Origin of the sequence: Salinibacter sp. 10B, from assembly GCF_002954405.1 — a bacterium.
GTDB lineage: Bacteria > Bacteroidota > Rhodothermia > Rhodothermales > Salinibacteraceae > Salinibacter.
The window spans coordinates 2378061-2402005 of record NZ_MQWC01000004.1 but is presented as its reverse complement, the minus strand read 5'-3'; the positions used below and the strand labels follow the sequence as shown (position 1 = coordinate 2402005).

Sequence of the window (23945 nt, the reverse complement as noted above, 5' to 3'; positions counted from 1 at the left end):
CCGGTCTCTCGCCCTCAACTCGTGACCGGGCGTGTGGGGGCCAGGTTTTCCAGCTCGGTGTCGGTAAACAGCCGAGACTGGACGACGAAGCGGAGGCCGAGCGGAATTTCCAAAGAGAAGCTTGTCCCGCGACCGTCTTTCACGTCGATCGTGAGCTGCATGTGCTTCCAATACTCGAACTGGTCGCGGGCCATGTAGAACGGGCAGCCGTGAATGTCGCCCAGGTAGACATCGCTGTCGCCCAGGCGAAAGTCGCCGTCCTCAAAGCACATCGGTGAGGAGCCGTCGCAGCACCCCCCGCTTTGATGAAACATGAGTGGGCCGTAGCGCTCGCGTAACTGATCGATTACGGCTCGAGCGTCTTCCGTTGCGCGGACCCGTTCGGTAGAAGAAGGCATGGGAGTCACAGATATTAGGATAGGTGGTGTTATTGGGTCCATATGGAATAGCGTTTCACCGCCAGAAAAACACCATCGTCGCTCCTGGTCGTCTCGGATGTCCAGGCCCATCCAAATGATTGGGGAGAGGGCTTCCCGCTCATCGGATAGGTTCGGTAATCCAGATTGCCGGAGTCAAGCTCAGGGCGACGAAGGTGCTGTCACCTAATGAAGGGAGACTATTTCAATAGCACCAGTCGTATTAGGAAAAAGGAGTACGGAGGCTACACCGCGCCGTTGGTCAGGTCCAGGACGACGCGGCCGGCAATGGTGCCCGCCCGCATCCGGTCGAAGATGTCATTGATGTTCTCCAGGGGTTCAACCGACTCGACGTGGGCTGTTACCTGCCCGTCCGCCGCGAAGTCGATGGATTCTTGCAGGTCATTTCGCGTGCCCACGATGGAGCCGCGAATGGTGATGCCGTTGAGCACCGTGTCGAAGATGGGCAGCGGGAAGTCGCCGGGTGGGAGGCCGTTGAGGACGAGGGTGCCGCCGCGCCGCAGGGTGTCGAGGGCCTGGCGGAAGGCTGCCGTCGAGACGGCGGTGACGAGCGCTCCGTGCACGCCCCCAATTGCATCATTGACGGCCGTGCCTGGATCCTGTTTGCTTGCGTTGACCGTGAACGCGGCGCCAAGATCTTCAGCCAACTCCAACTTCTCGTCGGCGATGTCGACAGCGGCCACCTGCATGCCCATCGCCCGGGCGTACTGGACGGCCAGGTGCCCGAGTCCGCCGACGCCGGAGATGAGCACCCACTGGCCGGGGCGCACGTCCGTCATTTTGAGGCCCTTGTAGGTCGTGACGCCGGCACAGAGGATGGGCGCGAGCGCCGTGAAGTCCGGATTGTCCGGCAGCACGCCCACGTAGTCCGGGTCGGCAATGACGTAGTCGGCGTACCCGCCGTCGACGCTGTAGCCGGCGTTTTCCTGTTTGAGGCAGAGCGTTTCCCAGCCGCCGCGGCAGTGCTCGCAGATGCCGCAGGCGCTGTAAAGCCAGGGCACGCCCACCGCGTCGCCCTCCTTCACGTGGGTCACGTTGCGCCCTACGCCCGCCACGTAGCCGACGCCTTCGTGGCCCGGGATGAGGGGGAGCTTGGGTTTGACCGGCCAGTCGCCCTCGGCGGCGTGAAGGTCGGTGTGGCACACGCCGCTGGCCTGCACGTCGACCAGGATCTCGTTCGGGCCGGGGGTAGGCGTGTCCATGTCTTCGATAGAGAGGGGAGTCCCGAATTCGTGAACGACAGCAGCTTTCATGGTATTCTAGAGGGGCAGGTAGGGAATAAATGTACAGGATGGGTCTCTGAGCAAGGCTCGATGCGATGAGGCGAGGACCACGGGCGCCGCCGCATTCAGGGCGAAATAGAAGGAGGACAGGCGGCCCGGCCAGCCTGTCCTCCATTCCGTCGAAGAAGGGCGGGGGCGCGCGCCCCGATGCCCGGCAGAGGAGGTTAGAAAAAGCCCATCGGCTCCTTGTCGTAGCTGACGAGCATGTTCTTTGTCTGGCGGTAGTGGTCGAGCATCATCTTGTGATTCTCGCGACCGAATCCGCTCTTCTTGTAGCCCCCAAAGGCAGCATGTGCCGGGTACAGGTGGTAGCAGTTCACCCACACGCGGCCCGCCTTGATGGCGCGGGGCACGCGATAGAGCTGGTGTGCATCGCGCGTCCAGACCCCGGCCCCGAGGCCGTAGAGCGTGTCGTTTGAGATCTCAATGGCCTCGTCCTCGTCCTTGAACGTTGTGAGGCTCGTGACTGGCCCAAAGATCTCTTCCTGGAAGACCCGCATCTGGTTGTGGCCGCGGAAGATGGTGGGCTCGATATAGTATCCCTTGTTTGCGGGCTCACCGTCGCCGCCTGCCGGTACCGGCATGCCCTTTGCCTTCGCCACTTTGCCGCCCACGAGCACCTCGGCACCCTCTTGCCGGCCGACCTCAAAGTAGTTTTTGATCTTCTCGTACTGGTCGTTGGACGCCTGCGCGCCGACCTGCGTCTCGGTGTCGAGGGGATTTCCGACGCGGATCTGCTTCACCCGGTCGACGACGGCCTCGGTAAATTCCTCCGCGATCGACTCTTGCACCAGAATGCGAGATGGACAGGTGCACACCTCGCCCTGGTTGAGGGCAAACATGGCTGCGCCCTCCAGCGTCTTGTCCCAGTACTCGTCGTCCGCGTCCATCACGCTCTCAAAGAAGACGTTCGGGCTCTTGCCGCCCAACTCCATCGTCACCCGCGTCAGGTTCTCCGAGGCGTACTGCATTACAAGGCGACCGGTCGTGGTTTCGCCGGTGAAGGCCACCTTCGCAATACGATCGCTTTTGGCCAGTGGCTTTCCGGCCTCCGGACCGAAGCCCTGTACGATGTTGAGCACACCGGCCGGCAGAAGGTCGGCCTCGTGAACCAGCTTCATCCACTCGATGATGGAGACGGGCGTCTGCTCGGCAGGCTTCACGACGGTGCAGTTGCCCGCCGCCAGCGCCGGGGCAATTTTCCAGGCTGCCATCAGAAGCGGGAAATTCCACGGAATGATCTGTCCGACCACGCCGAGCGGCTCGTGCACGTGCATGGCCACCGTGTCCCGGTCGAGTTCCGACAGGGACCCCTCATCGGCCCGAATGACGCCCGCAAAGTAGCGGAAGTGGTCCACCACGAGCGGCAGGTCGGCGTTTAGCGTTTCGCGGATGGGCTTGCCGTTGTCGATGGTGTCGACGAGGGCCAGGAACTCCAGATTTTCCTCAGTAATGTCGGCAATCTTGTTGAGGATGTTTGCGCGTTCAGTGGCCGATGTCTGGCCCCACGCTGCCGAGGCCTCGTGCGCGGCGTCGAGGGCCGCCTCCACGTCCTTGTGGTTCGACCGGGCCACACGGCAGTAATTTTCGCCGTCGATGGGGGACGGATTGTCGAAATACTCGCCATTGACGGGACCGACGAACGTGCCGCCGATGTAGTTGTCGTAGGTGTCCTGGAGGATGGGGCGATCGTAAATCATGGCATTGGATTGAAGAGGTGAGAACTTTGACGAATAGGGAGAGTCGAAGGTATCGAAGCGCTTCCAATTTGTGCTCCCGAATTCGTCCGAGACGATATCGGGATCGTGTCAATCCGCCGTCGTCAGTCGATTTTCTTTCCTCTATGCGTCCGTTATGCCCCTCGTCCAATGTGTCTATGACGAGTGTCTCCCGGTCCCCCGTCGACGGGCCTGCTCGTTGTCGGTTTACTCATCCGCCCGTCTCTTTCGCAGGCTCAAGGGGAGGCACGATTCGCTACTCTACTGGGGCGTCGTGAAAGGAAAAGTCGGCATCAAATTGGAGCATCAGTCACCGTTGACGATTCATCCGGGGGTCTCCCTCGTCGTGCGTTCCGGACACGCATTTTCTCTGATTCGTCCCGCGTCCTCGTTCACTGTGCTTGGGTTGGCGGTCGGTGCGGAGGTGGGGGGATACCTTGCGCGCCAACTGTCAGCCGATGGAGATCCAGAGAGCGATGACTCGATCGGTGCGACTCACGCTCACATCGAAAATTCCCCATTGCTGCAGGCGAGTCTTCAGACGCTCACGTTGCTTTCGGGGCACGAGCATCCGCGCCGAGACGACCTTCTGGATCTCAACGTCACGCAGCTTCTTCTTCACCTCCTCCAGACCACCGCTCGGCCGCTGCTGCTTCAGGCAAATGAACCTACGTTCAATCCGCCGGGCTTGGCCGCCGCTGTTCGGCACGTGCGACGCCATCTCCACCGCCCGTTTTCTGTCGACGAGTTGGCCGAGCAGGCGTGTATGAGCCGTTCGACGTTTTATCGGCATTTCCGGACGACCTTTGGGGTCACGCCCCTGCAGTACATTACTCGCATGCGAATTGAACATGCCAAGGCTCTGCTTCGCGAGTCGGGCCGCACGGTCACCGACGTGAGTCTGGATCTCGGCTTCAGCAGCGTCAGCCACTTTATCGACCTCTTTCGGCGTCGGGTGGGACGCACCCCGCAGGCGTACCAGCGATCGCTTCGTACATCAGGCAAGGACTCCTCTCGGGAGCGTGATTCCCTGGAAGACGATTGACTGCGCACGAGAGACGCCACGTAGAACCTGCGCCCCGTCCCGAGAATACCAGGAGATGCCGTTTGTCTCATTTCTGTCTTGTCGTGCATGTCTCGTTCGTCTCTCCTCCTGCTTTTTATTCTGTTCTGGACTGGTTGTCAGTCCCCGCCTTCCCCCGAGACTCCCTCTGATGCACAGTCGTCCCCCGACGCGCTTCTCCAGACGTATGCAACCGTCTCTCTCGACATCGATCTTCGGTCTCTCTCCGGTCCGCAGGCAGAAATAGCCCAGCACCTGATCGAAGCGGCTCAGTCGATGGACGTGATCTTCTGGGAGCAGGCGTACGGCAATCGAGACTCGCTTCTCCAGACGATCGGCCCTCCCCAGCGGCGGCGTCTGGTGGAAATCAACTACGGCCCGTGGAGCCGACTGAGCAACTTTGACCCCTTTGTAGACGGAGTGGGACCGCGGCCGCCCGGGGCCAACTTCTACCCTGCGAGCGTGACACGGGAGGAACTCGAGCAGGTCGGGGCCTCCACCGAAGGCATCGACGACCCATACACGATGGTCCGGCGGTTGCCCGACGGCTCACTCACGGCGCTGCCGTATCACCGCTTCTTTGCCGAACCGATGGCGACGGCGGCGTTCCAGCTGCGCGATGCAGCCCGTCTCGCCGAGTCGGTGGTCCTTCGGACGTTTTTAGAGCGGCGCGCCGAGGCGCTGACGAGCGGCAATTACGCGACGGAGCCGCCGGGGGCGCCCACCGCCCTCGACATTGTCATAGGTCCGGTGGAGGCGGGAGAGGATCGCCTGCTTGGGGTGAAGACCTCGGCGGCGGCCCTTGTCCTTCATCACACTTCGGACGCACAGGAGCGTGTGGACGCGCTCGTGGGACAGGTTCCGGCGCTTTGGAACAAACTGTCACTCCCGGGAGGGGGCGAAGCGAGGCTGCCTGATCCGATTCCGTCCCTCGGAGTGTACGACGTGCTGTACGCGGCCGGAGCAGCAAATGCCGGGCCGAAGCCGCTGACCCTCGCTCGGCTCGGGGACACACCTGGTGCAGAGGAACGCCGCATTCTCTTTTTGAACCTTGTGCAGGCCCGGGCCGACTCAATCCTGCGGCCGCTGGCCGACGCGGCAATCGCAGTGGAGCAGCGGTCGCACGTGACGGCCGAAGCGCTGTTTGCACAGACGACGTTCCAAGAGGTGGCCCGAACCACGCGCCCTGATGGGGACTCCGATTCTGCGCTGGCCGTCGGAGCGGTGGACGCGCTGGGCCGCTCACTGGCGGTGCTTGCTGGCGGCGCGGGCGACGAGGGGCCGATGGAGGCGTACGCGACGACGCTTGCTACGCTCCTCCACACCCTCCGCTGTGACACCAGCAGCGTGCGGGGCCGCGCCGCCTTGATCCAGTTCAATGTCCTTCGGGAACGCGGGGCCATTACGTACGAGGAGGCGACCGGGACCTACGCCGTGGCCCCGGAGAGGATGCGCGAGGCCCTTCCCACCCTCACCCGTCGCCTGCTGGGGCTCCAATCGGCCAACCGGGACGAAGTGTCGGCATTTCTGAAGTCCCACAATTCCGTGCCCCCTGAGCTCCGCACTGTGCTTGCCCGACTCTCCGATCAACCCGCAGCCCTCACGTTCGAGCAGGGATCGTCTGTGCTGGCGGGCCGTGGATCGGGAGGACGCTGATTGTCGGGCTCTTACCCTCAGTGGCGTGAAGGCGGAGCAAAAACCGAAATGGGCGTCTTCTCGGGGAACCTCCGAAAAATTGGTTCGGTTTAGTACAGTCCAAAATTGCGCGAGGCACTGCCTCGCACCGAATAGGGCAAGTCCCGCACGGCCAGCTCCCTCTGAACCCCGTCAGGGCCGGAAGGCAGCAGCGGTAGGAGGTCGCAGCGGCGCGCTGCGGGTCGCTTGCCCTTTTTTCTTTTGGTTTTCCCGAGTCTCGGCCGGGATTCGTCGCCACCGGCCCGAACGGGGCGTCGTGCCCTGCGTATATCCGCCGAAATTGCGTGGCATTCTTCTGCCCCGTGTCGTCCAGTGGCTTATCGAATTGAGAATCTTTCCGTTCATGCTCTCTGTGTTTCTTCCTGCGTTCGCGCCCGTCGTGCTCATGACCTCGTCCGGTGGAGGCTCGGGGGGAATTATGGGACTGCTCTTTCCTCTCCTGCTCATTGGGCTTGTCTTTTACTTCTTTATCTATAAGCCGCAGAAGGATCGCGAACAGGAGCACGAGGAGATGGTGGCCAACCTGGAGCAGGGAGACAAGGTCGTGACCATCGGGGGCATTCACGGCACCATCCAACGCATCGACGAGGACAGCGTACTCGCGCAGGTGGATAGTAAAGGCACGAAGCTACGCATCGACAAGCAGGCCATTGCCAGCAGCGGTGAGGACGACGATGAGTAGTGTGTCTCTCCTCTCCCGTCCGCTCGATGATCCTTCATACTGACCCATGAGCAACGCCCGCTCTGTAGACGCCACGTTCGACCCGATCGAAGATGCGATTGCTGCCGTGCGAGAGGGGCGGCTCGTCATCGTGGTCGACGATGAGGATCGCGAAAATGAGGGGGATTTCATCGGGGCGGCAGAGGCGATGACCCCGGAGCTCGTCAACTTTATGACGAAGCGGGGGCGTGGGCTTCTCTGCACGGCCATCACGCCGGAGCGTGCCGATACCCTCGACCTCGACTTGATGGTGGAGTCGAACTCGGCGGTCTATAACACCCCCTTCACCGTGTCGGTGGACTACAAGGAGGGCACGAGTACCGGCATCTCGGCCGACGACCGGGCAACAACCATTCAGGCCCTGGCCGATCCGGACGCGTCGCCGTACGACTTTGGGCGGCCGGGTCACGTGTTTCCCCTCCGTGCCCGCAGTGGGGGCGTGCTGCGCCGGGCCGGCCACACAGAGGCGGCGGTCGATCTCGCACGCCTCGCGGGGTTTGAGCCGGCGGGCGCGCTCGTTGAGATCATGAACGAGGACGGTAGTATGGCCCGCGTGCCGGAGCTCCGTCCCCTGGCCGACGAGTTGGGCGTGCCGCTGATTACGATTCAGGACCTGATTGCGTACCGGATGCAGAACGAGCGCCTCGTCTCCCGTGAGGCAGAGGTAACGCTCGACACGGCGTTTGGGGTGTTTCGGGTCGTGGCCTACCAGGAGACGCTGACGGGAGACGTGCACCTTGCGTTGCTCAAGGGGGAGTGGGACGAGACGGAACCTGTTCTTGTGCGTGTGCACTCGCAGAACGTGCTCGGTGATGTGTTGGCGGCTCGCCGGGAGGAGTACAGTGAGCAACTGGCCGAGACGCTGCTGCGAATTGAGCACGAAGGGCAGGGGGCTGTGCTCTATATGATGCAGCGCGATCACAACGAAAGCCTTTTGTCGAAGCTCCGCCGCATGGAGCGGCAGCAGTCGCAGGACGAGACGGATCCGGCCGACGCGTCACTCAACATGGACCATCGTGACTACGGCATTGGCTGTCAGATCCTCCGTGACCTCGGGATCCGCCGTCTGCGCCTGCTCACCAACAACCCCCGCAAGCGCATTGGACTGGCCGGCTACGGACTGGACCTCGTCGAGCAAACGCCGATCGAACTGCCGGAAGAGGCATCCGAGCAACTGACACAGCTTGCGGCGGACCGGCTCACGCCGCTTCTCATGGAGCTTCTGAAGCCGGGAGCGTAACGGAATCGATGACTTCTCTTCTGTATGTGCAGCCATGGACCGAAACCAGGTTTTTAAACTCATCTATGCGGGGCTCGCCATTTTTGCCACCTACCTGTCTGGGGTTCGTTTTATGGCGGGAGATTGGGTCTCGGCGCTTTGGCCTTTAATCATCGTCGCCTTCTGCGTGTATCGTCTCGCGACGATTGACGAGTAGGTCCCCGCAAGGGGAGTACGTCCGGAATCTGGAGGGGCACAAAGACTGAACATATATCCCTCCCGCTTCCCGGCAGTTCACCTTGACGTTGCCGGGGGTAATGATTATCGTGCTGTATCCCTATGGACACCGGGCGCCGCACCATTCTGAGCGGGAGAGAGAAGGAGTCTCCCGCACCGGACGGCCTGGAATCCTCAGCTATGCACGTCTCCACACACGGAGATCGGATCGACGAGAATGCCTCCGTACGCGGCCTGTTGGCAATCTGTGAATAACTGGCCGCCCCGCGACGTCTTACGGGCGGACACGGAACGGTCACGGACTGCCGATAGGGCTTGAGGAGCAAAAATTTCCCGTAACCCCGTGGCATGGAAGGGGTTATTGGGTTGTTGAAAACCTGTTGATAACTTGTTGAAAGTTTCGGGGCGCCGAGGAAGCGTGGTTACAATTCCTCGGGCGGCCGGTGTGGCATGTGGATAAGCCTCCGGCCTCGTTCCGTTTGCCGGGATCTTTTTCCCTTTCCTGTAGCGGGCGTTGGGATCGTTCTCATCGTTCTTTGCCGCAGCTATAGCGGTGTCGTCCTGCCTCCGGATGGGACGTTGGGTCGGGCTCACGGCTTCTTCGAGTACGATGGTCTCCTGGCGCTGGTGGGGGAGGGGGCGTGCAGGCTGGTTACATTCCCCGCGTTGCTTTTCGACACCCCGCCGCGAGTGCTCATTGGCTCGTTCGGCGGTTTCCTTTTCTTGGATATGGATCAGTCTGCCGACCGCGTTTGGGAGGAGTGTCTCGGAATCATTCGGGACAACGTGACCCAGCAGAGCTTCAAGACGTGGTTCGAGCCCCTGGAGGCCCACTCGCTTGAGGAGGAGGACGGCCTCCAGAAACTGACAGTCCAGCTCCCGAGTCGGTTCTACTACGAGTGGTTGGAGGAGCACTACTTCTCGCTTCTCCGAAAAACCGTCACGAAGGTGCTGGGGAAGAATGGGCGCCTCTTCTACGACATTGTCATTGAACAGGACAAACCCGACGGTTCGGGGCAGGGGACTTCGATGCAGTTGCCCGCTCGGCAGGCAGACGAGGATGCGTCATCGTCCCCATCGCCGCGGGAGGCGTCCCCCGACTCACAGACGAGTGCGTCGTCTTCCTCGGGTCGAGCGTCGTCGGTCTCATCTCCAGACCCCTCCGCCGACGCCGATTCGCCGTCTCCTCCGTCCGGCAACGCCTCGGAGGAGGCATCTCAGGAGGAGCCCAGCGAACCGCCGGTACAGAACCCGTTTGCAATTCCGGGAATTCAGGAGAAAGAGGTCGACAGCCAGCTCAACGAGAGCTACACCTTCGAGCGCTTCATTGAGGGGGACTGCAACCAGCTGGCCCGAAGTGCCGCCTGGGCCATTGCGCAGGAGCCGGGCGGCACCAGTTTCAACCCGTACTTGGTGTACGGTGGCGTTGGGCTTGGCAAAACCCACCTCATCCAGGCCGTCGGGAACTACGTGACTGCACACACCCCTGCCAAGACCGTGCTCTACGTGTCGAGCGAGCGGTTCACGACGGAGTTTGTGCAGTCGATCCAGCAAAATCGCATCAGCGAGTTCTCGATGCTCTACCGGCAGGTCGACGTTCTCATTGTCGACGACGTACAGTTCTTCAGCGGCAAGGAAAAGACGCAGGAAGAGTTCTTTCACATCTTCAACGCCCTTCACCAAGCCGGCAAGCAGATTGTGCTTTCGGCCGATCGGCCGCCCCGAGAGATTGACGGCATTGAGGAGCGATTGCTTTCCCGCTTTCAGTGGGGACTGTCGGCCGACGTGCAGCCGCCCGGCCTCGAAACGCGCATCGCGATCCTTCAGCGGAAGGCCGAGGACGACGGCATCGACCTTGAGCAGGACGTGATCGAGTTTATCGCGCACAATATCAAGAGCAACATCCGCGAGCTGGAAGGGGCGCTCATTCGCCTTCTGGCCCATGCGACCCTCCATCAGCGCGAGCTCAACCTTGCCCTCGCGAAGGACGTGCTCCACGACCTCATGGAGGACGAGCAGGTCAACCTCACGATCGATGAGATCCAGCGGATTGTTTGTGAGTACATGAACATCGACGGAGATCGAGTGCGCGGCAAGACGCGCAAGCGGGAAGTGGTGCGCGCCCGTCAGATTGCGATGTACTTCTGCAAGCAGTTTACACAGAACTCCCTCAAGACCATCGGGCTTCACTTTGGGGGGCGCGATCACTCGACGGTCATCCACGCCAACAACACTGTCGAGGACCAGATGGAAACCGACGAGCAGTTTCGCAATACCGTCCAGGAGATTGAGCGAAAGATCGAGCTTCGCTCCCGGTAAGGATTCCTGAGTGAAATCCAGGTACGTCGGGTTATTGGGGATCTGCCCCGCCCGTTGAACGTATGGACGACGTCAACCATGACCGTATCTTTTCACGCACGCTCGCCCATCGACCGACGATCCACGCCATGAAGTTTACCGCCTCCAGCGCCGACCTCCTTGAGGCGCTCAACACCGTCAATCGGGCCGTTCCGTCGAAGAGTACGATGCCCATTCTGGAATCCGTACTCTTTGAGCGAGAGGGGGATACTCTGCGGCTGAGTGCGACTGATCTTGAAATCTCCATTGTGCAGACGGTGCCCGTGCAGTTCGAGAAAAACGGGACACCGGAAAACACCCCGATTGCGGTGCCGGCCCAGCGTCTCCTCGACACTCTACGGGCCCTGCCGGACATGCCGATTGAGTTTTCGGCGGACAGTGACTTTGAGATCCGAATGGAGACGGATCAGGGGCACTACAAGATGGTGGGCCACGACGGTGAGGATTATCCGGAGCTGCCGGATCTTGACGAGCAGCACGAGATCAATGTGGAGGGCGGATTGCTGGGCCGCGCCATCGACAAGACGGCGTTTGCCGTAAGCCAGGATGCGCTTCGCCCCGCGATGATGGGCGTGTATTTTCAGATGGGCGAAGACGAGACGCGCGTGGTTGCGACCGATGGGCACCGCCTGGTCAAGCTCGACCTCCCGGAGTTGCAGACCGACGCCTCGGTTGACTTCATCGTGCCGGAGAAGGCGACGAAGCTCGCCGGGCGCATTGTGGAGGATGATGAAGTATGCACCATTCGGGTCGATGACGGGCACGTGAGCTTTGCGTTCAAGAATGCTCGCGTGCTTGCGCGCCTCATCGACGAGACGTATCCGAACTACGAAGCGGTGATTCCCGACGAGAACGACCGCGATCTGGTGGTCAGTCGTGAGGACATGCTCAACGCCGTGAAGCGGGTGGGGCTCTATTCGTCCAGCATGACGAACCAGATCCGGCTGGACATTACGAGTGACACCGTTACGATCTCCGCCGAGGACGTGGAGCGCTCCAGCGAGGCGGAGGAGACGATCCACTGCGACTACGACAGCGAAGACATGGAGATTGGCTTCAACTCCGAGTACCTCACCGAGGTGCTTAGCAACGTGACCAGTGATGAGGTCGTGTTCAAGTTGAGTTCGCCCAATCGGGCCGGCATTGTTCTTCCGCAAGAGCAAGAGGAGGGCGAAGACATTCTCATGCTCATCATGCCGGTGATGCTCAACACCTACGCGTAGGGTCCAGTCCTCATCTTAGAGAGGAGTGCGGGTGCCGGCCTCGGCTGGCGCCCGTTTTCTATTTGGTTACGAGCTGGCGCCGTTCGTCTGGTCCGGATACTCCTCGCGCAGGGTCTCCAAGATGTTCTGCGCTTCCTGGGCCCGGCGGCCCTCCAGTTCAACGACAGTCGTGAAGCAGGCGCGGGCGTCCGGTACGCGTCCCTGCGCGAGGTATGTTTTCCCGAGATAGAATTGTGCTTCGAGGGCAAGGAAGGAGTCTTGGGCTGTTTTCTCCAGTACCTGCGTGAGCGTCGACTCAGCCCTCTGAAGCGAGTCGGAATTGTAACTCGGGAACAGCCCAAAGGTGGAGGTGCGTGCGTCGCGAAGCGACGACAGAGCACGGAGGTACAAATCGCTGGCAGAAGCCGTATCCGAGGTTGGCGTCGCGCTACGGGTGTTTGCGGTGTAGTAGCTCTCCACCATTTGGTCGCTCATCTGCACCGTCGCGAGCCGATTGAGGGTCGTCTGGGAAGAGATGCTAACAGCGAACAGCACTGCGTAGGTGCCCAGCAATAGGACTGCGGCTGCCCCCCCCAGCCGTAGGGCGAGGGGAAGTTGGAGGAGATGGTCGAGAAGCGATCGGGAGGCAGGGGGCGTATTCCGGTCATAGGCGCGCTCAGTAGCCGAGAGTGCTTCGGCCGCGTTTTCCTTCCCTGACTCGTCGGGGACGAGGGAATGTCCGGTCAATTCCTCAAAGTGAGAGGCGGGGTCGAGCTCAGCTTCTTTCGTCTCCAACTGCTGTCGGAGTTCGTCGGCGCGTACGCGGAGGGCCGGGTCCTTATCGAACCGTTCTTCCAGGCGGCGAAACGCCTCCTGTAGGTGGGAGGGAACCGTGTCGGGGTGAAAGTGCTGGACGGCGACGTATGTCGACAGAAGAGAGGCATCGTCGGGGGCTTCTGAGCGCTCGCGACGGAGCGACTCCAGGGAGCGGACGTCACGGAGAAGGGGAGCCCACTCCGGATGGTCCTCGACGTAGGCGTCCACTTCACGCTGTTCTTCGATGGAAAGGTTTGAATACGACAGGATCTGCTCCTTGACATCATCCATGAGCAGGAGAGGCGCTAGGCAACAAAGATGGAAAAATGTCCCGGTAGATCATGCTCGTTTATGCAGAGGAGCCCCGGCGAAAGTCGGGAATTCTCAAAGCAATCCTAAACATCTCGGAGCGGTTCAAGACATTTCCTCAACGGATTATGAGGACTCTTCGTACAGTGTGGGGGCGGTACGAACAGGGGGATAATCCGGCAACGAGAGATCTATCTGGACACTTCGACGCAGAATCGAGACGCAGAATCGAATCTCAGGGAGAGAAATAGACGTCAGAACCCACGTTGTAAGAACGTGTTGTTAGAACAGACACATTGCGAGATCCGACATAACCTGTCTTGAGAGGACTTCATACTTTTTTGCATTAGGTCGTCTGGTCTACGTATTCGCGCAGGGTGTCATCTTTCCGGAGCTTCTGTAGTGCTTTGTGCTTGTAGGTGCGAATGGTGGGAACGGCCTTTCCAACCGCCTCACTGATTTCCTCGAATTCCATGTTTTCTAAAAAGTAGAGCCGGGCGGGTCGTTGGAGGTAGTCGGGAAGGCGGTCAATGGCATCTGCGAGGGCTTCCCGCACGAATCCGTATTCCGCAGTGGGTTGCGGTTCGTTGGCCCGAAGGGTTGGGCCCCGCTCCTCGTGGATCGACTCTGCCGTCCGGTCGTACCGGGTGTGGTTCAAAAAGGTGTTTTTGCAGACCACGCTGACCCAGTTGGCGTACCGGTTGGGGTTCCGTACCTCGTCGCGTTTCTCCTGCACCTTTTCGTAGGCTCGGGTAATGAGCTTGGACGGAGCAGCGACACTGTCGAAGGAATCGCCGGTGGACTTGGTCAGGAAGTAGCGACAGACGTAGCAGTAGGTCCACATGTCCACTAGGCGTTCGGCATCCGGATCTTTCCCCTCTGTCCAGCGCCGAAATGCCTCATTGGCAGCGTCCGTGTTCTCCACCGAGAAGGGGAGCTGGTCGAGGACGGTACGGAGGTGAGAAGAGGGGGTCGTCATAGCGAAGGGAGCACGTGATCGCAGGGGACCCGAAATAGACTCATAGAGAACCGCCCCCAATCGGGACAGAAAACATTACACAATAAGAGACCATCACGCCTCCGTCAACGCCAATTTCTCCGTCAAGATTGCAGGAATCTCTTCGTCAGTGAAAACTTGCCCTCTCCCTGGCCGTGCTAAAGGCTTGCCGTTGGGCCTCGGCTACGGACGCGGCGACGACCGCCGTTTTCGTTTGCAGGACGGACAGGCGAGAGCGGCCGTTCGTCCCTGTGGCCATTTCGGCCTCACCTGTACGCTTCGACCCGAGTGACGCGACTGAATTATCGATGGACACGCAAAGCTTCAAGACTTTCCAGGCCAAGCCCAGCACCATTGAACACGAGTGGTACGTGGTGGACGCCACGAACCGCGTGGTGGGTCGTCTGGCCTCCGACATTGCCCGCGTCCTTCGCGGCAAGCACAAGCCGACATTCACGCCCCATATGGACACGGGCGATTATGTTGTTGTCGTGAATGCCGAGGAGGCACGCTTCACCGGCCGCAAGGAGCAGGACAAAGAATACCTCCGATACAGCGGGTATCCGGGCGGCGACCATACCGAGTCTCCCGAAGAAGTGCGAGAGGATCGTCCCACCCAGCTCATTGAGCGGGCCGTACAGGGGATGATGCCTCAGGGCCCTCTCGGGCGCAAGATGATGAAGAAACTGAAGGTGTACACAGGCCCCGATCATCCACATGAGGCCCAGCAGCCTGCTCCCCTTGAGGAAGCATAGCACCTTGCTGACGAGATTCTTTTTGACGACTGCACGACCTTGCCATGCCAACGATGACGCAATTCCAGGCCATCGGCCGTCGAAAGACCGCGACGGCGCGGGTCTATCTGCGCCCCGGCGATGGATCCAGCTTTGAGATCAATGGGGACGACGCGGACGAGTACTTCCCGAATCCCTGGCGCCGCCGCACGCTCGACCAGCCGTTCGACGTGACTGATACGATTGGTCAGTTCAACGTGAAGGTCAATGCGTCCGGGGGCGGACTGACCGGCCAGGCCGAGGCCATTCGGCTCGGCATTGCCCGGGCCCTCGTGGAGTACGACGAGGAGCTGCGCGGCCCGCTCCGCGATGCCGGCTATCTGACCCGCGACGACCGGATGGTCGAGCGCAAGAAGTACGGCCAGCCCGGTGCCCGGAAGAAGAGCCAGTACAGCAAACGTTAGACAGTGGCGAATTGCGATTTTCGAGTGTCGAATGGGTTCAGTTCGACACTTCGCCACTCGCAATTCGAAACTGCACAAAATCAATCATACGGCCCGATGCGTCAGTGGGTTGACCGCGCCTGAGTATGAGGGCGTGGGAGCACGGGAGCGTGTGGGCACTCCTTGCATTGCCCTCTCGCCCTCTCTTCCCACTCCCCCGCGCTCTCCTGCCCAGCGTGCGGTTTCGCTGCGCAAATGACGGTCGTAGTAGTCTAAACCCAATGTCTATTTCCTTTTCCGACTTTTATGGCTGACGACACAACTACGCAAGACCCCGACACAAGTCCCGACGAATCCTCCGAGGAGGCAGCTGCCGAGGCATCCACGGCGGAGGCCGAGTCCTCAGAAGAAGTGGAGACGGACGATCAAACGGACGACCAAGAAGCACAAGAAGCAGAGGCGCCCGACGCGGGCGAGCAGCAGCCGGACACCGGCGACGCTGCGACCGATGCTGATTCGAGTGGCGAGGCGTCCGACGAAGAGGGCGAGTCCGAGCAGGAATCGTCCCACCGCGTAACGATTGAGGACCTGCTGAAGGCGGGGGCCCACTTTGGGCACCTCACGAGCCGGTGGAATCCGCGCATGGAGAAATACATCTTCATGGAGCGGAACAACATCCACATCATCGACCTGATGCAAACGCAGGTCCTTCTCGACAAGGCGGCCGAGGCGGCCAAGCGGTTCGCCCGGCGCGGCAAGAAAATCCTGTTTGCCGGTACGAAGAAGCAGGCACAGGACATTGTGCGGGAGCACGCCGAAGAGTGCGGCATGCCTCACATGGTGGATCGTTGGCTTGGGGGCACGATGACCAACTTCCAGACGATCCGGAAGTCGATTCGCCGCATGGAGGAGATTGAGCGGATGGAGCGGGATGGCACGCTCGACAAGCTGAAGAAGAAGGAGAAGCTGCTTCGCCTCCGTGAGCATGAGAAGCTGGAGAACACGCTCGGCGGCATTCGCGACATGGCGAGCCTGCCTGGGGCCATCTTCATCGTTGACGTGAAGCGCGAGGAGATTGCCGTAAGCGAGGCCCGCAATCTCGGCATCCCCATCATCGCCATGGTCGACACCAACGGCAACCCGAAGAAGATTGACTATCCGGTGCCGGTGAACGACGATGCGCTCAGCTCCATCGAGCTGGTGACGTCTACCATCACGGATGCGGTCATGGAAGGGCTCCAAGAGCGCAAGATGAAGAAGGAGTCCGCGTAACTCCGTCCCCTTTTCCCTCGCAAACGTCCCACGGAAGACCTTCACCCCCCACAGACATGAGCATTTCTGCGAAACAGGTAAAAGAGCTGCGCGACGCAACGGGCGTCGGCATGATGGACTGCAAAGAGGCCCTGAAAGAGGCTGACGGCGACTTCGACGAGGCCGTGAGCATTCTGCGGAAGAAGGGGCAGGAAGTGGCCTCGGACCGTGCCGCGAAAGAGGCCGATGAGGGGCTCGTCGTCACGGCCCTTTCGGACGATGCCTCGGTTGGAGCCATTGTAGAGGTCAACTGCGAGACCGACTTCGTGGCGCGCAACGACGAATTCCAGGAGTTTGCCAACCGCGTGGCGGAGCTGGCGCTCACGGAGCGTCCCTCTGACCTCGACGCCCTGAAGGCGCTCACGTACGAGGACGACGCTACAGTCGAGGATGAGCTGGTGGCACTCACCGGGAAGATTGGAGAGAAGCTGGCTGTTCGCCGGGTCGATCTGCTGGAGAGTGACGATGGCCGCATTATCTCGTACATCCATCCCGGCTCCAAGCTGGGCGTCCTCGTTGATGTCGAAGGCGACGGGGATCTGGAGGAGGCCGGGCGCGACGTGGCCATGCAGATCGCAGCACTCGACCCGATTGCCGTCACGCGCGACGAGGTGCCGGAAGAGGTCACCGAAGAGGAGCGCGAAGTGGCCCGCGAAGCCGCGCTGAATGAAGGCAAGCCCGAGCACGTGATTGATCAGATCGTGGACGGCAAGCTCGACCGCTTTTACGAGGACAACGTGCTCTTGGAGCAGGCCTTCGTAAAGGACTCCTCGGTTTCCGTGCAGGAAATGATCGACGATGCGGGGCTTTCGGTGAACCGGTTTACCCGGTACGCACTCGGAGACTAAGCGCCGGTTCGTCGCCCCAGCTTCGATTTCGTGCTGTTGGGGGGCTCCCGGGCACGAAGGGGTTTGCTCGGCGCGACCATCTTCGCCGGGTTGTGACTGCTTGGCCCGCATTGAGTTCATGACTGTGGGGCCGAGAGCACCGTCGATGCGCCGGTGCGGCTCGGCCCCTGCGTACGTCCTCCCTCTTGCCTTCAATTTCCGCTTTGCTCATGAGTCCCCCTTCTGCAGACAATGGCCATTCGGAGCTGCAATACCAGCGTGTTCTGCTGAAGCTCAGTGGGGAGGCCCTTCTTGGGGGGGAGCGTGAGTTTGGCATCGACGAGGCCGTGCTCCGGTCGTACGCCGAAGAGGTCCGGAAGGCCGTGGAGATGGGAGCCGAGGTGGCAATCGTCATCGGGGGAGGAAACATTTTCCGGGGAGTGGAAAATGCGATGGAAGGGATGACGCGAGCGCACGCCGACTATATGGGCATGCTGGCCACCATGATTAACGGCATGGCCCTTCAGGATGCGTTTGAGCAGGTGGATCTCGTGACGCGCCTGCAGTCGAGCATCAAGATGGAAGAGATCGCCGAGCCGTTTATTCGGCGGCGGGCCATCCGCCATCTCGAAAAGGGACGCGTCGTGATTTTTGGGGCCGGCACCGGGAATCCCTACTTCACCACCGACACGGCCGCGGCGCTCCGCGGTCTCGAAATTGATGCCGACGTCATTCTGAAGGGGACCCGCGTGGATGGGGTGTTTACCGCGGACCCAGAAGAGAACGACGACGCGGAGCGGTTTCTTCGCATCCACGGGCAGGAGGTCATTCAGCGGAACCTGCGCGTGATGGACATGACGGCCCTCACGCTCTGCCAGGAATCGGAAATGCCGATCATCGTGTTCAACATGGGACGGGAGGGGAATCTGCCGGACCTGCTGGCTGGAGAAACCGTGGGGACCCGCGTGCATTGGGATGGGACGGAAGCGACGGCTGAGCGCGTGCCGGCGTAATACAGTACCCCGCTCTTTTCTCGCCACTCTCACGCATTCGCCGCACAGACCTATGCCCGACGACCCGATTCAGGACCTGCTGGATGAGGCCGACGAGCGAATGGAGGAAGCCGTATCGTATCTGCAGTCGGAGCTTAAGACGATTCGTGCCGGACGGGCGTCCCCCGGCATGCTCGAAAACGTGACGGTGGACTACTACGGCTCGCAGACGCCCCTTAACCAGGTGGCCAGCGTGAGTGCCCCGCAGCCCGACCTGCTTGTCGTGCAACCCTTTGATCGCAACGCGATGGAGGACATTGAGAAGGGCATCATGAAGGCGGACCTGGGCCTCAATCCGAACAACGACGGGGAAAAGATCCGCATCCCCATCCCGCCCCTTTCGGAGGAGCGGCGCAAGGAGTTGGTGGAGACGGCCCGTGAGCGTGCCGAAGACGCCAAGATCTCGATCCGCAATATCCGTCGCGACGCCAAGAACGAGCTCCAGCGCATCGTCGAGGATGAGAACTTGTCGGAAGACGTGCGGTACGGGGGCGAAGAAGACCTCCAGGAGATCACCGATGCGCACACCGATCAGGTGGACACGCTTCTCGAGAAGAAGAAAGACAAGATTATGGACGTGTAGCGAATTTGTAGTTCGGGAGTGGGGAGTGCGGAATTTTGGAGATTCTCCACCGTCAACGTTGAACTCCACACTCCCCATTCCGCATTCCTAATGTACACATCCGGAGGGGTGACCGAGCGGTCGAAGGTGCTCGCCTGGAAAGCGAGTGTGCCCCCTTGGGGTACCGAGGGTTCGAATCCCTCCCCCTCCGCCCTTTGTGTTCACGGAAGGAGCCGAGTCGATTCGAGGCTCGGCTTTTTCTGATTGGCCTCGTGGGGCGCCCGGCGTTTTGCGTTCTTGGGACGTATGCGCCCCACAACGCCTGCTGCTCTGCTCCCCAACGCCTATCCCCTCACTGCAACACGCTCCTTCAGTATGATTCGCAGCATGACGGGCTTCGGCCATGGTCGGGCCAGTGGGGAGGGGGCCACGGCCTCCGTCGAACTCCGCTCGACCAACAAGCGCCACCTCAACGTCTACGTCCATCTCCCTGACCCAATGGCCGAGGCGGAGGCAGAAGTGCGCTCTCGGATCCAGGACGCCTTTGAGCGAGGGCAGTTCGACGTGGACGTGAGCGTGGAGCAGGCCGATGCGGAGGCGTTGCCGGATGCCATCGATGCGGACGCCGCCATGCGCTACAAGCAGCGGCTAGAGCAGCTCAGTGCCGCGGCTCAGATTAAGGAGCCCGTTCGCCTCGACCACCTGCTCCAGTTCGAGGACATTTTTGCCGCGGAGGAGGAGTTTGAGGCAGCCAAGATCCAGCGTGCGTGGCCCCTTGTGTTGGAGGCCTTGGACGCGGCCATTGAGGACCTGCAGCAGATGCGGGCGGACGAGGGCACAGCCCTCCAGGACGATCTCGAGCAGCGAACCCATGCGATCGATGAGCACCTGAACGCCATCGAAGAACGGGCGCCGGAACGGGTGGAGGAACGGCAGGCGCGCCTGCGAGAGCGGCTGGAGGAGCTCATCGAGGATGATCGGGTTGACTCGGACCGGATCGAGACCGAGATCGCCATGCTGGCGGACAAGCTCGACGTTACCGAGGAGTGCGTGCGCCTGCATTCCCACCTTAAGATGTTTCGGGAGGCCCTCGACAGCGACGACCCCTCTGGGCGCAAGCTCAAATTTATCACGCAGGAGATTCACCGGGAGGCCAATACGATTGGGGCCAAGGCCGACGATGAGGTCATCTCCCGTCATGCTGTGGACATGAAGGAGGAAATCGAGAAGATTAAGGAGCAGATCCGAAACGTCGAGTAATCCGTTTTGCGTTGCAGGCTGAGCGTTGTGCGTTTCGATACGTACTCCCAGACGCTGCCCCCTCAACGCTGCTGACCCCTTACCGCCCCATGCCCGACCAGAACGTCATCGTTCTCACCGCGCCCAGCGGCGCCGGCAAAACGACCATAGCACACCGCGTGCTGGAGCAGATGCCGGAGATGCAGTTTTCCGTCTCGGCCACCACCCGTCCGGCGCGTCCGGATGAGGTCGACGGGGAGGACTATCACTTTCTCTCAGTTGACGAATTTCAGCGGCGCATCGACAACGGCGACCTGCTGGAGTACGAAGAAGTGTATCCTGATCAGTTTTACGGCACCCTGCGGTCCGAAATCGAGACGAAGTCCGAAGAGGGCCCGGTGCTTCTGGACATTGACGTGGACGGCGCAACAAACGTCAAGGCGGCGTTTGGCGACGATGCACTCGTGCTGTTCGTTGCTCCGCCCTCGAAAGAAGAACTGCGCAGTCGGCTCCAGGGGCGAGGAACGGAAAACGACCAAGCTCTTGCCGACCGGCTGGCGCGTGCCGACCGCGAGCTGGAAAAGGCAGAGTCGTTTGATGGGGTCGTCGTGAATGATGATCTGGAGGAGGCTGTGCAGGAAACCTTGGACCGAATCCACCAGTTTCTAGAGTTGTGATTGTTCTGCCTCCGGGGATTGCCTGTCCAACGAGGCGGAGCCGCACGGCATGAAGAGGAAGTCGTGATGTGCACGCCGTGAGAGTGTCTTTCCCGGTCGTACTACGAGTCACTGCGTCACGCTACATCCCGCGCCAATAGAGCAGGAAGAGAGCGTCCGGCACAACCGACCACTGAAGTAGTCCCGATTGATTATGGCCATCGAAACCCTCGACATCGACGAACTCGCCAACCGCACCGGCAATCTGTACGAAACGGTGGCGATCCTTTCGAAGCGCTCGCGCCAGGTCTCGTCCGACATGCGGTCCGAGCTCGAAGATAAGCTCTCCTACTTCGAGGGCTTTGGTCCCGAAATGGAGGACGTGCGCATGAAGGAGGAGCAGGAGAAGGTCTCGCTCGAATACGAGAAAAAACCTGAACCGACGGAGATCGCGATTGACGACTTCCTCGAGGACAAGCTTTATTACCGCAAGCCCGACGAAGAATAGGGCTGCGCCCCACTCCTGGGGGAATTCCCCCCAGCGGGTAGAATCATCGTCCAGTCTCGACGATGATTGAGAATAGCGGGCCTTACAGTTGAGCCTCACGCCGAGCAGTGATCGAGGCGGTCGGAGGCACTGGGCAGAGGGGGCGCGCGCACCCGTCAACTGGTTTTTTGGATCCTCCCCGTTCTGCGCGTCCGATGAGCGCGTCTCCCCCCGATCTTACTGGACGGCACCTTCTCCTGGGCGTGACTGGGAGCATTGCTGCGTACAAGGCGGCGCCCCTCGTTCGGCTGTTTAAAGAGGCCGGGGCCGAGGTTCAGGTGCTCATGACGCCCGATGCCGAGCGCTTCATTACGCCGCTTACACTTGGCACCCTGTCGGAACGGGAGGTGCTAACGGAGATCTTTCCGGAGAATGAGGAGGGCAGCTGGACGAAGCATGTGACTCTTGGGGAATGGGCGGATCTCTTTGTCGTGGCACCTGCCACTGCGCACACGGTCGCAAAGCTTGCGCGGGGCTTCTGCGATTCCATGCTCACGGCCACCGCTCTTTCGGCACGGTGTCCCCTGCTGGTGTGTCCGGCGATGGATCGTGAAATGTACCGGCATCCGGCGACTCAGGACAACCTGGAGCGCCTTGAGGAGATGGGGTACGCGGTGATGCCGGCGGCGCACGGCGAGCTGGCCAGTGGGCTGGTGGGACAGGGGCGCATGCCGGAACCGGATGCCATCCGGGAGCGGAGTGCGGAGATGATCGATCGGGCGGAGCAGTCCACCGCTGCATCGAGCGCTTCTTTCGGCGATCGCTCGCTACAAGGGGAATCCGTGCTCGTGACTGCCGGGCCGACCCAAGAGCCCTTTGATCCCGTACGGGTTCTCACCAACCGCTCCACCGGCACGATGGGCCACGCCTTGGCCCGGTCCGCTGCCCGACGCGGAGGCACTGTGACGCTCATAACGGGACCGACGACGCTTGCTCCTCCCGAGGACGTGGACGTGGTACGCGTCGAGACGGCCGAAGAAATGAACCAAGCCGTGCAGGCGCATCGGGACACCGCCGATCTCGTGTTTATGGCCGCTGCTGTGGCCGACTATACTCCTGCCGAACGGTCGAACACGAAGTTGAAGAAGGGCGACGATTTCGTGTTGCACCTTCGTCGGACACCCGATATCCTGAAGACGGTTGGCGATCACAAGCGCTCCGGGCAAATACTCGTCGGGTTCGCAATGGAAACCAATGATGCCTACGAGAATGCCCGGCGCAAGCTGGAGGAAAAAAACCTCGACTGGATCGTATTAAATGACCTCACGGAGGAAGGGGCCGGATTTGGGCCCAACACTAATCGCGTTACGCTCCTTTCGCGTGACGGCGCAAGCGAGGATCTCCCCCTGATGGCAAAGTCGGACGTGGCGGAGGCGATTCTCGATCGGGTGCTGTCTGCTCACTCGGAAAAGGCTTCGTGACCGCATCCTCCTTAAAAATGAAGAGACTGTCCCGTGAGGCGTGACGCGTGAGGTCTTCCGTTTTGCCTTGCGGATACGCAATCACGAGTCACGAAATACGCCTCATTCTTCATGCGCGACCTTCTGCGTGAGTTGCGGAGCATCGTCGAGCACGAGCAGGCCCTCTACGGCTCTCTCCTTCCGCTCGACGCCTCAGAGTCTTCCCCGACCGCCGATCCCGGTGCGTCCACTGCTGCTCCGCCCCCGTCTTCCGACGTTGAAGCCACTGGGGCCAACGCGTCCGAGTCCCAGACCGTTGAACGGGCCGATACGCCCGACTCCCCTTCGTCCTCATCTTCACCCGCTGCCGACTCGCCTTCCGACGACAACATGCCCAACAAGGATCTCTTTGGTAACCGGACTCGTCCGCCCGAGGAAGACCCGACTCTTCCGCCCTGGGAACGAATTAATGCCCTGGTGCCCGACGATGCGCCCTACAAGGATGCTGATGCGCTCGATCAGGTAGAGCAGTATCTTGCGGAGACCGTGCTCGTCCCGATCGACGAGGATCGGGAGAACCCGGTGTTTGGCGTGGGCGATCCGGAGGCCGACCTCGTGATCATTGGGGAGGCGCCGGGCCGCGATGAGGACAAGGAGGGCGAGCCGTTTGTGGGCCGGGCCGGGCAGCTGCTCGACAAGATCCTCGACGCCATCAACTTTACGCGGGAGGAGATCTACATCACCAATATTCTGAAGAGCCGCCCGCCCCGAAATCGGGACCCGAAGGCCGACGAGGTGGAGGCGCATCTGCCCATTCTCTACAAGCAGCTCGCCCTCATCCGTCCCCAGATCATTCTGGCAGTGGGGAAAGTGGCCGGCAACACGCTGCTGGACCGCAGTTCGTCTCTGTCCAACCTGCGGGATCAGGAGCACGACTTTTACGGCATTCCGCTGATGGTGACGTACCATCCGGCTGCTCTCCTTCGGAATTCGCAGTGGAAGCGGCCCACCTGGGAAGACGTCAAGCTACTTCGCACTCGCTACGATGAGCTCACGGACGAATCGGAGGCGTAAGACAGAGTCCACCTGTGCGCGTGCTGGGCTGAATGTGACCGTTCC

General features: G+C 61.0%; 23 protein-coding genes, 1 tRNA gene and 1 other RNA gene. 20 read left to right on the top strand and 5 right to left on the bottom strand.

Annotation, left to right across the window (positions count from 1 at the left end; genetic code table 11):
- Positions 1 to 14: 14 nt before the first annotated feature.
- From BSZ35_RS09950 to BSZ35_RS09940, 3 genes are all read right to left on the bottom strand, one after another.
- A complete protein-coding gene (locus BSZ35_RS09950; RefSeq protein WP_105012288.1) occupies positions 15 to 398 on the bottom strand; it encodes a DUF779 domain-containing protein in 384 nt (127 codons plus the stop codon).
- A gap of 263 nt (positions 399 to 661) precedes the next feature.
- On the bottom strand, positions 662 to 1690 hold the full coding sequence (adhP, locus tag BSZ35_RS09945; RefSeq protein WP_105012287.1) for an alcohol dehydrogenase AdhP: 1029 nt from the start codon (positions 1688 to 1690) through the stop codon (positions 662 to 664).
- 194 nt (positions 1691 to 1884) lie between these two features.
- Complete coding sequence (locus tag BSZ35_RS09940; RefSeq protein ID WP_105012286.1) at positions 1885 to 3420, bottom strand: aldehyde dehydrogenase family protein; 1536 nt, start codon at positions 3418 to 3420, stop codon at positions 1885 to 1887.
- Between the two features lie 334 nt (positions 3421 to 3754).
- Between BSZ35_RS09940 and BSZ35_RS09935 the strand changes: the two genes are divergently transcribed.
- The 8 genes from BSZ35_RS09935 to dnaN all read left to right on the top strand — a co-directional run bounded on the left by BSZ35_RS09935 (position 3755) and on the right by dnaN (position 11954).
- Entirely contained in the window at positions 3755 to 4483 is a 729-nt protein-coding gene (locus BSZ35_RS09935) for an AraC family transcriptional regulator (RefSeq protein ID WP_219846622.1), read from the top strand.
- Positions 4484 to 4570: 87 nt separating this feature from the next.
- Complete coding sequence (locus BSZ35_RS09930; RefSeq protein ID WP_105012284.1) at positions 4571 to 6157, top strand: Zn-dependent hydrolase; 1587 nt, start codon at positions 4571 to 4573, stop codon at positions 6155 to 6157.
- 134 nt (positions 6158 to 6291) lie between these two features.
- Positions 6292 to 6391, top strand: an RNA gene (ffs, locus tag BSZ35_RS09925) — signal recognition particle sRNA small type.
- A gap of 148 nt (positions 6392 to 6539) precedes the next feature.
- Positions 6540 to 6878: a preprotein translocase subunit YajC gene (gene yajC, locus BSZ35_RS09920; RefSeq protein WP_105012283.1), complete on the top strand. Its 339-nt coding sequence runs from the start codon at positions 6540 to 6542 to the stop codon at positions 6876 to 6878.
- 46 nt (positions 6879 to 6924) lie between these two features.
- On the top strand, positions 6925 to 8157 hold the full coding sequence (gene ribB / locus BSZ35_RS09915; protein ID WP_105012282.1) for a 3,4-dihydroxy-2-butanone-4-phosphate synthase: 1233 nt from the start codon (positions 6925 to 6927) through the stop codon (positions 8155 to 8157).
- A 34-nt stretch (positions 8158 to 8191) separates the two neighbouring features.
- Complete coding sequence (locus BSZ35_RS19525) at positions 8192 to 8353, top strand: hypothetical protein (protein ID WP_181149275.1); 162 nt, start codon at positions 8192 to 8194, stop codon at positions 8351 to 8353.
- A gap of 749 nt (positions 8354 to 9102) precedes the next feature.
- Positions 9103 to 10692, top strand: coding sequence for a chromosomal replication initiator protein DnaA (gene dnaA / locus BSZ35_RS09910; protein WP_105012281.1), 1590 nt, complete (start codon positions 9103 to 9105; stop codon positions 10690 to 10692).
- Positions 10693 to 10754: 62 nt separating this feature from the next.
- The gene (gene dnaN / locus BSZ35_RS09905; protein ID WP_258096181.1) at positions 10755 to 11954 is read left to right on the top strand and encodes a DNA polymerase III subunit beta; all 1200 of its coding nucleotides are present in this window, start codon (positions 10755 to 10757) and stop codon (positions 11952 to 11954) included.
- Between the two features lie 66 nt (positions 11955 to 12020).
- On the opposite strand, the gene BSZ35_RS09900 is transcribed toward dnaN, so the two are convergent.
- Together BSZ35_RS09900 and BSZ35_RS09895 are read right to left on the bottom strand one after the other, a co-directional pair.
- Positions 12021 to 13040 carry a tetratricopeptide repeat protein gene (locus BSZ35_RS09900; RefSeq protein ID WP_105012280.1) on the bottom strand — a complete coding sequence of 340 codons (1020 nt, stop codon included), beginning with the start codon at positions 13038 to 13040 and terminating at the stop codon, positions 12021 to 12023.
- Between the two features lie 364 nt (positions 13041 to 13404).
- Complete coding sequence (locus tag BSZ35_RS09895; RefSeq protein WP_105012279.1) at positions 13405 to 14037, bottom strand: sigma-70 family RNA polymerase sigma factor; 633 nt, start codon at positions 14035 to 14037, stop codon at positions 13405 to 13407.
- 326 nt (positions 14038 to 14363) lie between these two features.
- Here BSZ35_RS09895 and rplM point away from each other — a divergent pair, with 326 nt between their 5' ends.
- The 12 genes from rplM to BSZ35_RS09835 all read left to right on the top strand — a co-directional run bounded on the left by rplM (position 14364) and on the right by BSZ35_RS09835 (position 23900).
- Positions 14364 to 14810: a 50S ribosomal protein L13 gene (gene rplM, locus BSZ35_RS09890; RefSeq protein WP_105012278.1), complete on the top strand. Its 447-nt coding sequence runs from the start codon at positions 14364 to 14366 to the stop codon at positions 14808 to 14810.
- Positions 14811 to 14863: 53 nt separating this feature from the next.
- On the top strand, positions 14864 to 15253 hold the full coding sequence (rpsI, locus tag BSZ35_RS09885; protein WP_181149409.1) for a 30S ribosomal protein S9: 390 nt from the start codon (positions 14864 to 14866) through the stop codon (positions 15251 to 15253).
- A 285-nt stretch (positions 15254 to 15538) separates the two neighbouring features.
- Positions 15539 to 16504 carry a 30S ribosomal protein S2 gene (rpsB, locus tag BSZ35_RS09880; RefSeq protein ID WP_105012276.1) on the top strand — a complete coding sequence of 322 codons (966 nt, stop codon included), beginning with the start codon at positions 15539 to 15541 and terminating at the stop codon, positions 16502 to 16504.
- Positions 16505 to 16560: 56 nt separating this feature from the next.
- Positions 16561 to 17391 (top strand): translation elongation factor Ts, encoded by an 831-nt coding sequence (gene tsf, locus BSZ35_RS09875; protein ID WP_105012275.1) that lies wholly within the window; start codon positions 16561 to 16563, stop codon positions 17389 to 17391.
- Between the two features lie 209 nt (positions 17392 to 17600).
- Positions 17601 to 18383, top strand: coding sequence for a UMP kinase (pyrH, locus tag BSZ35_RS09870; protein ID WP_105012274.1), 783 nt, complete (start codon positions 17601 to 17603; stop codon positions 18381 to 18383).
- Positions 18384 to 18435: 52 nt separating this feature from the next.
- The gene (frr, locus tag BSZ35_RS09865) at positions 18436 to 19005 is read left to right on the top strand and encodes a ribosome recycling factor (RefSeq protein ID WP_105012273.1); all 570 of its coding nucleotides are present in this window, start codon (positions 18436 to 18438) and stop codon (positions 19003 to 19005) included.
- Between the two features lie 102 nt (positions 19006 to 19107).
- A tRNA-Ser gene (locus BSZ35_RS09860) sits at positions 19108 to 19195 on the top strand.
- Positions 19196 to 19359: 164 nt separating this feature from the next.
- Complete coding sequence (locus BSZ35_RS09855) at positions 19360 to 20244, top strand: YicC/YloC family endoribonuclease (RefSeq protein ID WP_105012272.1); 885 nt, start codon at positions 19360 to 19362, stop codon at positions 20242 to 20244.
- Positions 20245 to 20333: 89 nt separating this feature from the next.
- Entirely contained in the window at positions 20334 to 20900 is a 567-nt protein-coding gene (gmk, locus tag BSZ35_RS09850; RefSeq protein WP_105012271.1) for a guanylate kinase, read from the top strand.
- Positions 20901 to 21093: 193 nt separating this feature from the next.
- The gene (locus tag BSZ35_RS09845) at positions 21094 to 21387 is read left to right on the top strand and encodes a DNA-directed RNA polymerase subunit omega (RefSeq protein WP_105012270.1); all 294 of its coding nucleotides are present in this window, start codon (positions 21094 to 21096) and stop codon (positions 21385 to 21387) included.
- 194 nt (positions 21388 to 21581) lie between these two features.
- On the top strand, positions 21582 to 22847 hold the full coding sequence (coaBC, locus tag BSZ35_RS09840) for a bifunctional phosphopantothenoylcysteine decarboxylase/phosphopantothenate--cysteine ligase CoaBC (protein WP_105012269.1): 1266 nt from the start codon (positions 21582 to 21584) through the stop codon (positions 22845 to 22847).
- 111 nt (positions 22848 to 22958) lie between these two features.
- On the top strand, positions 22959 to 23900 hold the full coding sequence (locus BSZ35_RS09835; RefSeq protein WP_105012268.1) for a uracil-DNA glycosylase: 942 nt from the start codon (positions 22959 to 22961) through the stop codon (positions 23898 to 23900).
- The last annotated feature ends 45 nt before the right edge of the window (positions 23901 to 23945 follow it).

Excerpts from the sequence above, each read along its gene's own strand:
- adhP (WP_105012287.1), bottom strand. The coding sequence starts at position 1,690 with ATGAAAGCTGCTGTCGTTCACGAATTCGGGACTCCCCTCTCTATCGAA.
- rpsB (WP_105012276.1), top strand. The coding sequence starts at position 15,539 with ATGGCTGACGACACAACTACGCAAGACCCCGACACAAGTCCCGACGAA.
- BSZ35_RS19525 (WP_181149275.1), top strand. The coding sequence starts at position 8,192 with ATGGACCGAAACCAGGTTTTTAAACTCATCTATGCGGGGCTCGCCATT.
- BSZ35_RS09930 (WP_105012284.1), top strand. The coding sequence starts at position 4,571 with ATGTCTCGTTCGTCTCTCCTCCTGCTTTTTATTCTGTTCTGGACTGGT.
- gmk (WP_105012271.1), top strand. The coding sequence starts at position 20,334 with ATGCCCGACCAGAACGTCATCGTTCTCACCGCGCCCAGCGGCGCCGGC.
- BSZ35_RS09950 (WP_105012288.1), bottom strand. The coding sequence starts at position 398 with ATGCCTTCTTCTACCGAACGGGTCCGCGCAACGGAAGACGCTCGAGCC.
- frr (WP_105012273.1), top strand. The coding sequence starts at position 18,436 with ATGCCCGACGACCCGATTCAGGACCTGCTGGATGAGGCCGACGAGCGA.
- dnaA (WP_105012281.1), top strand. The coding sequence starts at position 9,103 with ATGGATCAGTCTGCCGACCGCGTTTGGGAGGAGTGTCTCGGAATCATT.
- BSZ35_RS09835 (WP_105012268.1), top strand. The coding sequence starts at position 22,959 with ATGCGCGACCTTCTGCGTGAGTTGCGGAGCATCGTCGAGCACGAGCAG.
- yajC (WP_105012283.1), top strand. The coding sequence starts at position 6,540 with ATGCTCTCTGTGTTTCTTCCTGCGTTCGCGCCCGTCGTGCTCATGACC.
- coaBC (WP_105012269.1), top strand. The coding sequence starts at position 21,582 with ATGAGCGCGTCTCCCCCCGATCTTACTGGACGGCACCTTCTCCTGGGC.
- BSZ35_RS09895 (WP_105012279.1), bottom strand. The coding sequence starts at position 14,037 with ATGACGACCCCCTCTTCTCACCTCCGTACCGTCCTCGACCAGCTCCCC.
- BSZ35_RS09855 (WP_105012272.1), top strand. The coding sequence starts at position 19,360 with ATGATTCGCAGCATGACGGGCTTCGGCCATGGTCGGGCCAGTGGGGAG.
- tsf (WP_105012275.1), top strand. The coding sequence starts at position 16,561 with ATGAGCATTTCTGCGAAACAGGTAAAAGAGCTGCGCGACGCAACGGGC.
- dnaN (WP_258096181.1), top strand. The coding sequence starts at position 10,755 with ATGGACGACGTCAACCATGACCGTATCTTTTCACGCACGCTCGCCCAT.
- rpsI (WP_181149409.1), top strand. The coding sequence starts at position 14,864 with ATGACGCAATTCCAGGCCATCGGCCGTCGAAAGACCGCGACGGCGCGG.
- BSZ35_RS09845 (WP_105012270.1), top strand. The coding sequence starts at position 21,094 with ATGGCCATCGAAACCCTCGACATCGACGAACTCGCCAACCGCACCGGC.
- pyrH (WP_105012274.1), top strand. The coding sequence starts at position 17,601 with ATGAGTCCCCCTTCTGCAGACAATGGCCATTCGGAGCTGCAATACCAG.
- BSZ35_RS09940 (WP_105012286.1), bottom strand. The coding sequence starts at position 3,420 with ATGATTTACGATCGCCCCATCCTCCAGGACACCTACGACAACTACATC.
- BSZ35_RS09900 (WP_105012280.1), bottom strand. The coding sequence starts at position 13,040 with ATGGATGATGTCAAGGAGCAGATCCTGTCGTATTCAAACCTTTCCATC.
- ribB (WP_105012282.1), top strand. The coding sequence starts at position 6,925 with ATGAGCAACGCCCGCTCTGTAGACGCCACGTTCGACCCGATCGAAGAT.
- rplM (WP_105012278.1), top strand. The coding sequence starts at position 14,364 with ATGGACACGCAAAGCTTCAAGACTTTCCAGGCCAAGCCCAGCACCATT.